Raw genomic sequence first — 13,708 nt, 5'->3', positions numbered from 1 at the left:
TCATGGCTTCTCACGACCAAAATTCCCCCGCCTCGCAGACATCGGGTCAGCCGAAATGGCAGTTCTGGATTGATCGCGGCGGTACCTTTACCGATATCGTGGCCCGCAAGCCCGATGGTTCGCTTGTCACCCACAAGCTGCTGTCGGAAAACCCGGAACGCTATCGCGATGCAGCCATTCAGGGCATTCGTGAACTTCTTGAAGTTCCGGCAGGCGAGAAAATCCCGGCCGAGAAAATCGAAGCTGTCAAAATGGGCACCACCGTTGCGACCAACGCGCTTCTTGAACGTAAGGGCGATCGCACGGTTCTGGTTACCACCAAGGGTTTCCGCGATGCGCTGCGTCTGGCTTATCAGAACCGCCCGCGTCTGTTTGATCGCAATATCAAGTTGCCAGAAACTCTGTATGAAACCGTGATTGAGGCCGATGGTCGTTTCGACGCCCAGGGGGCTGAGCTGACCCCGCTTGATCGGGACAATTTGCGTAAAGATCTTCAGGCGGCGTTCGATAGCGGCATTCGTGCCTGTGCCATCGTCTTCATGCATGGCTATCGCTATACCGCCCATGAAAATGCGGCGGCCGAAATTGCCCGTGAAGTCGGCTTTACCCAGGTTTCCGTCAGTCACGAAGTCAGCCCGCTGATGAAGCTGGTTTCGCGCGGTGATACCACGGTTGTTGATGCGTACCTGTCGCCGATCCTGCGTCGCTATGTTGATCAGGTTGCCGCCGAACTTGGTGGTGTGAAGCTGATGTTCATGCAGTCCAATGGTGGCCTGACCGATGCGGCCAAGTTCCAGGGCAAGGATGCGATCCTGTCCGGTCCGGCTGGCGGTGTTGTCGGCATGGTCCGTACCGCAGAAATGGATGGCTTCAAACAGGTCATCGGTTTTGACATGGGCGGCACGTCGACCGACGTTTCGCATTATGACGGCGAATATGAACGTGATTTCGAAACCCAGGTTGCCGGCGTTCGTATGCGCGCACCGATGATGAAAATCCATACGGTTGCGGCCGGTGGCGGTTCGATCCTGCATTTCGATGGCGCGCGTTTCCGTGTGGGTCCGGACAGTGCCGGTGCAAATCCGGGTCCTGCGGCCTATCGTCGTGGCGGTCCGCTTGCGGTTACCGATATCAACGTCATGCTGGGCAAGGTTCAGCCGGACTTCTTCCCGAATGTCTTTGGCCCCGAAGGCAATGAGCCGCTTGATGCCGATGCGGTTCGTGTTGGTTTCGAAGCCATGGCTGCCAAGATCAAGGAAAGCACCGGTCAGGCCCGCACGCCCGAAGAAGTCGCCGAGGGTTTCCTGCGTATTGCAGTTGAAAACATGGCAAACGCGATCAAGCAGATCTCGGTTCAGCGCGGCTATGACGTGACCGACTATATCCTGCAATGCTTCGGCGGTGCCGGTGGTCAGCATGCCTGTCAGGTGGCGGATACCCTTGGCATGACCAAGGTGTTTGTCCATCCGTTCGCCGGTGTTCTGTCGGCTTATGGCATGGGCCTTGCCGATATTCGTGCGATGCGCGAACAGGCGGTCGAGGCGAAACTGGCGTCTGACGCGCTTGCCGGTCTGGATGAGCAGCTTGACAATCTTGCCGTTGATGCCCGTGCCGAATTGCACGAACAGGGCATCCCGGATACCAAGATCACCATGCTCAAAAAGCTGCATCTGCGTTATGACGGCACCGATACGCCGCTGATCGTTGATTTCGGTGATGTTGATGCCATCAAGGCGCAGTTCGAAGAACAGCACAAGCAGCGCTATGGCTTTGTCATGGATGAAAAGCCGCTGGTCGTCGAAGCGGTTGCGGTCGAAGCCATTGGTGAAACCCAAAGCCTTCCCGATACCGAAGCCGAAGTCACAGGTGACAATGTTGCGATCAGCGCATTGGCAACGCGTCCGGTCGTCTTTGATGGCAAGATCGAGGACACCCCGTTTTACAAGCGCGAAGACCTGAAACCGGGTGCGGTTGTGCGTGGCCCGGCGGTCATCGTCGAACCGGTCGGCACCACCGTGATTGATCCGGGCTGGGAAGCCAAGGTCAATGGTCGTGACCATCTGGTCCTGAACCGTGTTGTCGCCATGAAACGTTCCGAAGCCATCGGCACGCAGGCTGATCCGGTGATGCTTGAAGTCTTCAACAACCTGTTCATGAACATTGCCGAGCAGATGGGTGTAACCCTTGCCAACACCTCGTATTCGGTAAACATCAAGGAACGTCTGGACTTCTCATGCGCGCTGTTTGATCAGGAAGGTCAGCTGATCGCCAACGCACCGCATATGCCGGTCCATCTGGGATCGATGGGTGAGTCGGTTCAGGCCGTCATGCGCAACAATGTCGGTGTTATGAAGCCGGGCGATGTCTATATGCTCAATGACCCGTATAATGGTGGTACGCATCTTCCCGACATCACCCTGATCACCCCGGTCTTTGGTGATGATGGCAAGGACATCCTGTTCTATGTCGCATCGCGTGGTCACCATGCCGATGTCGGCGGGATTACCCCGGGTTCGATGGCCCCGAATTCCCGTATTCTCGAAGAAGAAGGCGTTCTGATCGATAACTTCAAACTGGTTGATCAGGGCAAATTTGACGAAGATGGCCTGACGGCCCTTCTTGAAGGGGCGAAATACCCGGCCCGCAACCCGTATCAGAACATCGCCGATCTGCGCGCACAGATTGCGGCTAACGAAAAAGGCGTGCAGGAACTGCGCAAGATGGTCGATCACTTTGGCCTTGATGTTGTTCATGCCTATATGGGCCATGTTCAGGACAATGCCGAAGAAAGCGTTCGTCGTGTGATTGACGTGCTCAAAGATGGCGAGTTTTCTTACGAGATGGACAATGGTGCGGTCGTAAAGGCCAAGGTCACCATCCACAAGGAAACCCGTTCGGCGACAGTTGATTTCACCGGCACGTCCGATCAGCTTGATAACAACTTCAACGCACCATCGGCTGTGACCCGTGCAGCGGTTCTTTATGTCTTCAGAACGCTTGTGGACGATGACATTCCGCTTAATGCCGGGTGCCTGAAGCCGGTTAATCTGATCGTGCCCGAAGGTTCCATGCTCAACCCGCGTTATCCGGCCGCCGTTGTTGCCGGTAACGTTGAAACATCACAGCATGTCACCGACACCCTTTATGCCGCCCTTGGCGTCATGTCGGGTGCGCAAGGGACCATGAACAACTTCACCTGGGGCAATGATACGCATCAGTATTATGAAACCATCTGCGGTGGTTCGGGTGCCGGTCCTGACTTTGACGGGACCAGCGGTGTTCATACCCATATGACCAACTCGCGCCTGACCGACCCGGAAGTCCTTGAATGGCGCTTCCCGGTAATGCTCGAAAGCTTTGAAATCCGCAAGGGTTCGGGTGGTAACGGCAAGTTCAAGGGCGGCGATGGCACGACCCGTCGTGTCCGCTTCCTCGAAGATATGACCGCATCGATCCTGTCCAACCACCGTCGCGTGCCTAATCAGGCGGTTGCGGGTGGTGAACCGGGCAAGCTTGGCCGCAACGCCATCGAACGTGTCGATGGTACGGTGATCGAGCTTAAAGGAACCGATGGTGCCCAAATGCATCCGGGTGATGTCTTCATCATCGAAACCCCGGGCGGTGGCGGTTACGGTAAGGCCTAAGGGCCATTGCCAACCCCATCATCCGACCAGACCAGAAACACCGTTTCCCCCAAGTCTTCGGTGTTTCTGGTCCAATACCTCCCTGCTAGAAACTTTGCCGCCCGGAGTTTACCTTCTGGGCGGCATTTTTCTTGATGTTGCAAGGATCGTCCCTACATGGATGGATTATGGGGACTTCTTTGATAATCAACGACATTGTCATTGAGGAGCGCGCTCAAATCAGGGATGATCACAAGCAATGCTTCAATCAAGGATCGGGTTGCCAAAGCCTTCCCGCAAAGGCGGTGATCCGGGATCAATCAGGCCGACCTGAACAGACAGGATGAGAGCACCGTGAAATTCTTCATTTTGAACCAGCGCTATTTTGTCATTATCGGCGTTGCGCTTTTGACAGTGATTTCCGTGATTTTTGCCGGGGCGGTTGATGGCTGGTTCTGGGTGCCAGCGGTCATATTTGGTTTGCTGTTTCTGGTCGGTATTCATGACCTGCACCAGACCAGGCATTCCATCCTGCGCAACTATCCCATAAGCGCACATATCCGCTTTATCCTTGAAAGCTTCCGCCCGGAAATCCGCCAGTATCTTCTGGAAAGCGATCAGGACGAAATCCCGTTCAGCCGTCAGGCCCGTGGCCTTGTCTATCAGCGTGCCAAGGGCGTCGAAGACAAACGTCCGTTTGGTACCATCGAGGATGTCTATAAATCCGGCTATTCCTGGATTACACATTCTGTCGCCCCGACCCACATCACCGATACCGATTTCCGGGTGCGTGTTGGCGGCCCGCATTGCAAACAGCCCTATGATTGCAGCCTTTATAACATCTCGGCCATGAGTTTTGGTGCGCTGTCGGGCAACGCGATCCTTGCGCTCAACAAGGGGGCGAAAAAGGGTGGCTTTGCCCATGATACCGGCGAAGGCAGCATTTCACGCTATCACCGCGAAGGCGGTGGTGATCTGATCTATCAGGTGGCATCGGGCTATTTCGGGGCGCGCAATGATGACGGCACATTTTCCGAGGAAAAATTTGCCAAGACTGCCTCTGACCCGCAGGTCAAAATGATCGAGCTTAAACTCAGCCAAGGGGCAAAGCCCGGTCATGGCGGCATGTTGCCCGCGGCCAAGATCACAGCCGAAATTGCCGAGGCCCGTGGCATTCCGATGGGCCGGGACTGTGTTTCGCCCTCGGCACACAGCACATTCTCAACCCCGATTGGCTTGATGGAATTCATCGGCAAGCTGCGCGATCTTTCCGGCGGCAAGCCGGTTGGGTTCAAACTCTGTATCGGGCATCGCCGTGAATTCATGTCCATCGTCAAGGCGATGCTCAAAACCGGTATCACGCCTGATTTCATTGTGGTTGACGGCAAGGAAGGCGGCACCGGTGCAGCTCCGGTTGAATTCGCCAACCGTGTCGGCATGCCGATGCAGGAAGGGCTTACCTTTGTTCATAATGCCCTTCGTGGGGCGGGGCTTCGCGATCAGATCAAAATCGGTGCCGCGGGTAAAATCGTTTCGGCCTTTGATATTGCGCGTACCCTTGCCCTTGGGGCGGACTGGTGTAATGCCGCGCGCGGCTTCATGTTTGCACTGGGCTGTATTCAGGCGCAAAGCTGTCACACCAACTGCTGTCCGGTGGGCATCGCGACACAGGATAAAATCCGCCAACGCGCCCTGGTGCCCGAGGATAAAAGCGAACGCGTCGCACGGTTCCACAAAAACACCATGCATGCGCTGGCCGAAATCACCGGTGCGGCTGGCCTGACCGATCCGCGCAACTTCATGCCCTATCACTTCATGGTCCGCCAAAAGGACAATGAGTTTCTTGATGGCAACGAAGCCTATCCATACCTGCCCGAAGGTTTCCTTGTTGCCGAGACCGAGACTCCGGAACTGGCGGAATGGCATTCGCGTTGGGGCAGGGCATCTGCGGAAACCTTTGCGCCCAAGGAAATCCCGTTTGGGCCCTATAAGCGACATGCCGAAGAAGTCAGCAAAGCTGCCCAATAGGATTGGAAATTCCCATGGCTGTTAAACGCATTGTTGCAAATTTCGCGGTTGACGACATCGCCAAGGCGGTAAGTTTTTACGAGGATATCCTTGGCCTTGATACCGTGATGGATCATGGCTGGATCAGAACCTTTGCGGTTGCCGGTCAGACCATGACGACGCAAGTCAACTTCGCCACCGAAGGCGGCTCAGGCACTCCGGTCCCCGAAATGTCAATCGAGGTCGATAACCTTGATGAAATGCTGGGTAAAATGACCGATGCCGGGATCAGGATCGAATATGGCCCGGCGGACGAGCCGTGGGGTGTGCGGCGGTTCTATGTCCGGGACCCATTCGGGAAGCTGGTCAATATTCTGGAACATAAATGACAAAAGCCCGGCAGATATCGCCGGGCTTTTGGTCTCAGACCTCAATAATGCAAGGCGGTACGCAATCAGATCATCCAGCCGGTCGGGTTCGGATGGGGAACACCGGTGCGCAGACCGTTCAGACCCTTCACCATGCGAATGATGAACCAGACCAAGGCTGCCAGCAGAATGAACCAGCCGATGATGATCATCGAGGTGATTGAGCCAACCACGATGTAAAGTATGTAAATCCAGAAGGTCCGGATCAGGAAACGGTAATGGGTTTTCGCCCATTCCGGTGCATCGCCTTTTTTCACATAGGCAAAGATCAAGCCAACCAGCCCCACCAGCGGGAGCACAATCCCGACAAGATAAAGGATATAGATCAGACGAATGTTTCCGGTGAAACCTTCGTCTCCGGTGGTTTCAATGCTTACAGAGTTTGTGTCGGTCATTGTATGGTCCCGCATATATTTTTGTTTGGTGCTTGCGCAAGATAATCCCGTAATGCGTGCAAATATATTTGGCAGGGAACTGTCCACTTTTGCAAGATAAGACTTTGCAAAAGCGGATTTTTATACGGTTTCGACAAAGCGGGTTAGCGCAGTTTCTGCTGCGTCAGGCAGCGCGCTGCATTTCCACAGTCGGGATATCGCGATCGGGCACCGGGCCAGTCACAAGGAAGCCGAATTTGCGGTAAAAGGCCTTGGCGCGTTCATTATGGGCAACGACTGTCAGGCGTACATTGGTGCGTGCACCTTTTTCGGCCAGCGCATCAAGGGCTGCGATCATCAATGCCTTGCCTGCACCACTGCCATGGGATGCCGGATCGACCATGATCCAGTCGATTTCAGGAACATCATGGATGGCAATTACATAGCCCAGAAGGGTGTCGTCCTTGGTGGCGACATAGACCGTGTGATTGGCACTGCCAAGGGCAAGCTCAAAGACACCGGTCGATTTTTCGACATAGTGCGCGACCAGACTGGCCGCAGAATCGCCCATGCCGTCGATGAAATATGTTGAGTCAGTTGCGCGTTTGGTAAGGTCGCGGATGAACGGAAGGTCGTCGGCAGTGCCTTTGCGGATCTGCATTTTTTATGCTCGTATGCGTTATTCTATTTTGCGGGTTCCAGGACCCCGGCACGCAGTCTGGGCCAAAATTCATACCATGTCGTTAATGGATGAAAGATGGTGTGACAATTTTTCAAATTACCATACGAAATATGCGAAGGGCTGCTATCGCTGACGGTTACGCTTGTCGCGATACATTTCCAGATCAGCAACCGCCATCATGTCCTCAAGACTTTGGTTAAGCGGTTCAAAGAAGACAGATGCGCCCGAACTGATTTGCGGGGTTTCGCGGATCGGGGATTTTGATGTTGGTACAGTCAGTTTGACCTGGCTAAGGGCGTTGCGCACGCGCGCAATGATTGTTGTGAGATCCCCGCGATTGCGCACATAGCCCAGAACTGCAAATTCATCCCCGCCAATCCGGCCGCAAATATCCACCTCGCGGATGCTTTCGGTGATGGCATCACCAACAGCACGCAAGGCGGCGTCCCCGGCAGCATGCCCGTAATCGTCATTCCAGTGTTTCATATTGTCGAGATCAATGAAGATGATCCCGATATTGTGGTGATATCGTTTGGCGATCCTGATTTTCTGGTGGGCAAGCAATTCGAACCCGGCGCGGTTATTCAGGCCGGTCAAGGGATCGCTCATCGACAGGTTGCGCATGATTTCGAACTGTTCATACAGGCGCAGGTCCGCTTCGATCAGATCGCGAAAGACCTCCATCAATTCCTGCTGGGTCTGATCATAGCCGGTCGGATTGGTGTCAAAAACGCAAAGGGTGCCAAAGACCGATCCATTCGGCCATAAAAGCGGCATCCCCAAATAGGATATATATCCATCATCGACACGGTCGGGGTTATCGGCCCATTCAGGTTTGTTCGTTGAATCCGGTTCGTAAAAGGCGGCCTTGGTCATGACGACCCGTCGGCAATAAAGGTTCGAGTTTGCTGGCTGGGGAATAAGCGAAACCTTGGGATTGGGATTTTCGGGATTCTGGCTGGTAAGCGCGGATAGATAGCCAAGATTTTCATTATACTCGATCACATAACCGGCCGTTGCACCCAGCAATCGGGTCATCAGATCGACAACGCGCTGCCACTTGTCGAGGGATGCCTGCATCGCCTCGTCCTGTGTGAGCCAGTCGACTGTTTTGAGCATGACCATTCTGACCGCCTTTGTCTTATACAGCCCTGTTATCCAAGCCCGCTTTGTGGCTTTCGTTCGGGTTTGTTATTTTCATATTTGTCTAATGCGCGGCGAGAACAAGCTGTCTTTTCCATCATTTACCCCCAAAAGCCCGCCGGGCCGGAGAACAAGAATGGCAGCAAGCAATCCGAAAACGGCAACGTCGCGATAGGCCCCGCCAAAATATCCAGACCAGAATGCCTCGGTCAGGCCAATGACAAAACCACCAAGCCAAGCCCCGCGCATCTGCCCGATCCCGCCCAGAATGGCCGCAACCAGTGCCTTGAATCCGAAAAGTGTACCGGAATGAAAGTTAATCACGCCATAACGCAACGCCATTATCGCACCAGTAATACCACACAAGAATCCTGCCAGTACAAATGATTGACTTTCAATGCGTTGCAGGGACACGCCGCACAGGCTCGCGGCAATCCGGTCCTGACTGATTGCCCGCCATTGCCGACCAAACCGGGTTCTGGCCATCAACCAGATCAGACCAATGCCGATCAAGACTGCCATGCCAATCGACAGAACATCAAATCCGAGAACGCGCACGACAAAGTGGTCACTGCGCAGGACCGGAAATGAATATTGCCAAAGTGGCGGCAGATTGAAATTCCGCGCCGAAATGATGATCCGGACAAATTCCTGAATGAATAAAACGCATCCGAGTGATGCGACAATGATCGCCCGGCCTCCTGCGGCCTTGCGTCCCAGCGGGCCGAACACATTTCGCCATGTCAGATGACTAAGCCCGGTTCCGACAAACATTGCAATCAGGGTCGCAGCGGTCACGATCAGGACAATGTTCCAGCCGATCCTTGATGACAGTAACAATCCCGTAATGACGGTCGAAAGGGCCGCAGTCATGACGATCTCGCCAAAGGCCAGATTGATGCGCCCGATCAGCCCGTAAATCAGGGTAAATGACAGGGCAAGCAATCCGTAAATTGCCCCGCGCGACAGTCCGTTGATCGCCAACTGAATACCATAGGCCAGTCGTGATCCGATGTCGGGAACACTGGCCATCAATCCGTGCCGGTCGGCATTCTCATATCGTTCCAGCGCGTAACTTCCAACCCGATCAAGCCAGAAGCGGTTGAGGATCGACAGATGGGTTGGCGAGATCGTGCCATATCGACTGGTCTCAATCCCGATCAGGATGCCGGGACTGTTAGGCATTTCGGCTGCCGCAAACTGACAGGTCAAACGATGTATCGGTAAGGATGCCGGAGGAACCGATGAGCGGGTCTTGGGAATGAAGGATGGGGAAGGATCAGGAAGGATCTGATAGCGCAGGGTAATGTGCGTCGGGTCTTCAATCTCGTCAAACCGGGTCAAAAGGCGGATTTTCGACGCGTCATCTTCGATCCCTGGCAGGGCAATTCGACAGATATTGAAATTCCAGGGATTTTCGGGCTGACAGGCCATGAGGCCGATGGCCATTAACGGCATCAGCAAGACCAAACGCCAATGATGTAAAATCCTCAGCAGGTGACGCACGCAATCCCCCGGCGGAGTTGGTGATGTCATATCCTGCTTGATTTTAAGCTTTTTACAAGAAGGTGATCACATTCCTTGCCGGATTATTGCCCCTTTTTCTTGCGATCAGGGGCAACTGGTTTCAGACTTGCCGCAATTAACCAGATCAAACTCGAAACAGGAGACGCCCGCATGGCAGACGTGATCGACTATACGATCCATGGCGAAGAAATGCAGTTGGTTGAGATCGAACTTGATCCGGGCGAGGGTGTCCGGGCCGAAGCAGGGGCCATGATGTATATGGGCGATGGCATTGCCATGCAGACCGGAACGGGCGGTGGCCTGTTTTCCGGTTTCAAGCGCATGCTGACCGGCGAAGGGTTCTTTATCACAAGCTTTGTTCATGAAGGATCCGGCAAGGGACATGTCGCCTTTGCCGCCCCCTATCCGGGCAAGGTCGTGCCACTTGATCTTGTCGAACATGGTGGGGAAATCATCTGTCAGAAAGATGCGTTTCTGTGTGCCGCAGCCGGAATTGATATTGATATCGCCTTTTCCAAGAAACTTGGCGCGGGTCTGTTTGGTGGCGAGGGTTTTATTCTGCAGCGTTTGCGCGGGGATGGCATGGCCTTCATGCATGCGGGGGGCACGATCATTCGCAAGGATTTGCAACCCGGTCAGACATTGCGTGTTGATACCGGCGCACTGGTCGCCATGACACCGTCCATCGATTATTCGATCAAGTTTGTGGGCGGCTTTACCAACGCACTGTTTGGTGGTGAGGGGCTTTTTGTCACAACCCTTGAAGGGCCGGGGACAGTATGGCTGCAAAGCCTGCCATTCTCGCGGCTTGCAGATCGTATCGCTGCGGCTTTGCCACAGGATCGTAACAAGGGATAAAGCGACGCGATTATTGCAGGCAGGGGCGCGAAGGCGTCCCCGCCTGCAATTGCATTATCCGGCCTGCTGGTTGTCCGGGGTTCTGAGGTTGAAACCTGTCAACCATTCAAGAATGAGGTCGCCATTCGCATCAACCCACTGACGGGCAAGGGCGCTGGCGGTTGCGCCATCGCGAAGACGGGACAACAATTCAACAAGTTCATCATTCGGGATAACAAAATTCTCAAGCAGGTTGGAAAGCTCGGGAAGATCGTTTGCCAGCGCCTGACGATAGGCAAGACGAATGTCTGTGTCAGGCCAGCTTGTGCCTGCCCGGTTCAATGACGTCTGATCACCATTCATGATCTGTTGCCATATTTCGGGATCATGACTGTCGGACCTGATGAAGGTAACGTCGGCACGGGTGAAAATCGTGTCGGGGTAATAGCAGAAGAACAGGGATGGTCGTTTGGTCAGAGCATTGCGTTGCACCAGTGTGCTCAGGATCTGGTAATCAAATTCCCTGAAATCATAGAGTTCGTTCAGGCCATATGCGCCAAGCCGTTCACGTTCAATTTCCGATGATGCCCATCCTTCATCTCCGACCCAGATATCGCCTTTGCCATCACCGGACATGTCAAACTGTCCAGATATAGCGGGATTTTTCAGGTCCTTGATGGTTAGAGGCCCTGCCGCAGCATTATCAAATCCCGCATAGCACAACCCCTGTTTCCCTGCGACCCGGTTGGTGCTGAGTTTGACGGTGCCAAATGCCCGGACATATCGACGGATCAGCCTCGGATTGTTCTGAACCCAGATTTCCGGATGGATGTCGATGCGACCATCAGAGTCACTCATTTCGCGGAAAGCCTGATCATTTGCGCTGCTGATCAGGTTTGCAGACCGGTGAATATATTCTTCGATGATATTGGCCAGGATATGGGCCTTGATCTCAGCCGAGGGCCAGTCAAGCAGGGCGATATCAATTTCGCTGCGTCCCTGTGTACCCAGAATGGCAAGCGGTGACGTTTCGGGCATCGGGTTCTTTTCAAAGGATTGATAGAGGAACCCGTAGCCAAATCCGCCAACCAGAAATGAAAACACCGCAAAGACCCAATAAATTGCCGGGCCGGTATCAATGTCGAAGGATTTTGATTTCAGTGTGTTGATAATCTGTTGCGAAATATCTGGCTTGGTATCGGGAGCTTTGTCGGCCCTGTCGGCGGGTTCACCTGCGAGTTTGTCGATATATTGCAGGATGCTCCTGCATTGCAGGGCATGATCCCGCCGGATTTGCGTGTATTTGTCACGGTCATGGATGATCAGCAAAAGATAGATCATTGATGTCGCGACGATCATTGCAAACAGCGATGCCGATAATGTTTCGGGCCGGAAGATCAGCGAAAACAGAACGTTGGTCGCGCCCAGCAAAATCAGGATCACATATTCGCCCGGTGTGATCCGGTCACTTTCAAGGGTGAGCATCTTGTCGCCGATCCGAAACAGCTCAAGTACCTGTTCACGGTTTTCATCGGATTTGGAATAGGCCGGAAGAATGGAAGACTTTAGTGTTTCTGTATGTTCCTGCGTTTTCCCCAATACCCGAACATCGTCAAAGGCGCGCAAGAATGTATGAAGATGGATCAGGCTGTATTCGCGCAGCAGGCTGAAATGGCTCAGTCGAGCCACTTTGTGTTCGCTTTGTTCGCAAATCGCCATCAGCTTCTGGCGGAAATCCCCCAAAAGGTCCTCGCGTTCGCGGTTAAGGGATGTCGATCGTTCAAGCGCAAAGGTTGCAAGCAGAACAAAGAAGACAGTCGATACAGCAAGCAGGTCGTAGTAATTGTCGATGGTTGCCACAGGAACGACCAGAAGCCAGATCCCGATCAGGCAGATAGCAATAAACAGGAACAGCAGCGACGACTTCAGCGGATATTTAAGAGCCAGGAAAATATTCGATGAAACAATCAGCACAGAGGCGACTGCCTCGTACTGGGTCAGCAGGCGGCTATCAACAAGCGCCAGAATAATGACCGACCCGATCGGCATCAGGTACCAAAGAATGCCGACCGATGCATTTTCCGCCTGAAACACCGACAGGTCATAAAGCAGGCTGCCAATGGCAAGAATGAAGATGCCAACACAGGCAATCTGGAACATATTGAACAGATCGACATCGACAAGCTGCGGTTCACTGACAAACAGGGCAACAAGGAACAGTGGTGCAGCAAGGCTTCTGGCAAAGGTCTCAGTCAACAGACCCTTTTTGAAGTTACTTAGGGCAAGATTTTCTTCGTCAGAAACCTGTTTCCAGCCATCCATACATTTCATGCGAAACAGGCAGTTGGTCGCCATTGCGATGCCGCCAAGGAAGGCAAGGCCAATGGTCTTGAACATTTCGCCTTCAAGCAGGATCCAGTCGGCAAAGTCCATATTCGGTGCGGTCAGAAGGACAAACCCAGCGAACGCCGCGCCCGAGAAAATATAGTCATTTACCGTGATCTTGCCGGTCTTGTTTCGGTAGGCCGTATCGATATACAGAAACAGGATTGGCCAGGTTTCAAAAACCAGAATGGCAACCACGTCAAAATCAGACGACGACTTCAAAGCCCCGTACAACAGAAGATGATTAAGACAAATCATCAGTCCGGAAGTCAGCGTGGGCAGGGCAAGCAGACGGAAACGGGCACGGGAAAGTAAAACCCTGCCCAGATGTGCTATTTGACGGCGAAAGACAATGAACGCAAATATCAGGGTCGAAACAGCAGCAAAGCTGTGCGCCATTGCGGCGACCTGAAACATTCCGATCTGGTCAACAAGATGGTTGACGACCGGGGGGTACAGCATCCACAGGCCGACCGACAGGACCATGAGAACAAGTGGCTGTTTGTATGTCCACGTGGCAAATTGCCGAACCATGGCGTTCTCCTGAGGGTATCGGATGCTAGATCGCTGAATTCATTTCGATCTTCCAAAATATTGGATTGTCCTCAGGGCTCAACCCCTGAGGGGAAAAAATGTCAAAATTGCAGGAATGCGCAAAAGGTAATACCAATTTTGGGGATCCCGGCGTAAGGTAGACACCCC

9 protein-coding genes are annotated in these 13,708 nt (G+C 53.6%); 4 read left to right on the top strand and 5 right to left on the bottom strand.

Annotation, left to right across the window (positions count from 1 at the left end; all coding sequences use genetic code 11):
- Window positions 1-2 precede the first annotated feature (2 nt).
- From TH30_RS18275 to TH30_RS18265, 3 genes are all read left to right on the top strand, one after another.
- Complete coding sequence (locus TH30_RS18275) at window positions 3-3,644, top strand: hydantoinase B/oxoprolinase family protein (RefSeq protein ID WP_114099545.1); 3,642 nt, start codon at window positions 3-5, stop codon at window positions 3,642-3,644.
- Between the two features lie 333 nt (window positions 3,645-3,977).
- The gene (locus tag TH30_RS18270) at window positions 3,978-5,651 is read left to right on the top strand and encodes an FMN-binding glutamate synthase family protein (protein ID WP_114099544.1); all 1,674 of its coding nucleotides are present in this window, start codon (window positions 3,978-3,980) and stop codon (window positions 5,649-5,651) included.
- Between the two features lie 14 nt (window positions 5,652-5,665).
- Window positions 5,666-6,019: a VOC family protein gene (locus TH30_RS18265; RefSeq protein ID WP_114099543.1), complete on the top strand. Its 354-nt coding sequence runs from the start codon at window positions 5,666-5,668 to the stop codon at window positions 6,017-6,019.
- 65 nt (window positions 6,020-6,084) lie between these two features.
- Here TH30_RS18265 and TH30_RS22585 read toward each other — a convergent pair whose 3' ends face one another.
- From TH30_RS22585 to TH30_RS18245, 4 genes are all read right to left on the bottom strand, one after another.
- Window positions 6,085-6,453: a DUF4870 family protein gene (locus TH30_RS22585; protein ID WP_114099629.1), complete on the bottom strand. Its 369-nt coding sequence runs from the start codon at window positions 6,451-6,453 to the stop codon at window positions 6,085-6,087.
- A 163-nt stretch (window positions 6,454-6,616) separates the two neighbouring features.
- Window positions 6,617-7,093 (bottom strand): GNAT family N-acetyltransferase, encoded by a 477-nt coding sequence (locus TH30_RS18255; RefSeq protein ID WP_114099542.1) that lies wholly within the window; start codon window positions 7,091-7,093, stop codon window positions 6,617-6,619.
- A 144-nt stretch (window positions 7,094-7,237) separates the two neighbouring features.
- Window positions 7,238-8,233 (bottom strand): sensor domain-containing diguanylate cyclase, encoded by a 996-nt coding sequence (locus tag TH30_RS18250; protein ID WP_258548787.1) that lies wholly within the window; start codon window positions 8,231-8,233, stop codon window positions 7,238-7,240.
- A gap of 78 nt (window positions 8,234-8,311) precedes the next feature.
- On the bottom strand, window positions 8,312-9,706 hold the full coding sequence (locus tag TH30_RS18245) for a branched-chain amino acid ABC transporter permease (protein WP_181850399.1): 1,395 nt from the start codon (window positions 9,704-9,706) through the stop codon (window positions 8,312-8,314).
- Between the two features lie 228 nt (window positions 9,707-9,934).
- On the opposite strand from TH30_RS18245, the gene TH30_RS18240 reads away from it, so the two are divergent.
- Entirely contained in the window at window positions 9,935-10,642 is a 708-nt protein-coding gene (locus TH30_RS18240) for a TIGR00266 family protein (protein ID WP_114099540.1), read from the top strand.
- A 54-nt stretch (window positions 10,643-10,696) separates the two neighbouring features.
- Here the strand turns inward: TH30_RS18240 and TH30_RS18235 are convergent, their stop codons facing one another.
- Window positions 10,697-13,540 (bottom strand): glycine betaine ABC transporter substrate-binding protein, encoded by a 2,844-nt coding sequence (locus TH30_RS18235; protein ID WP_114099539.1) that lies wholly within the window; start codon window positions 13,538-13,540, stop codon window positions 10,697-10,699.
- Between the last annotated feature and the right edge of the window lie 168 nt (window positions 13,541-13,708).

The organism is Thalassospira profundimaris (assembly GCF_003326795.1).
GTDB classification, from domain to species: domain Bacteria; phylum Pseudomonadota; class Alphaproteobacteria; order Rhodospirillales; family Thalassospiraceae; genus Thalassospira; species Thalassospira profundimaris_C.
This window is presented reverse-complemented; position numbering and strand designations above follow the sequence as displayed.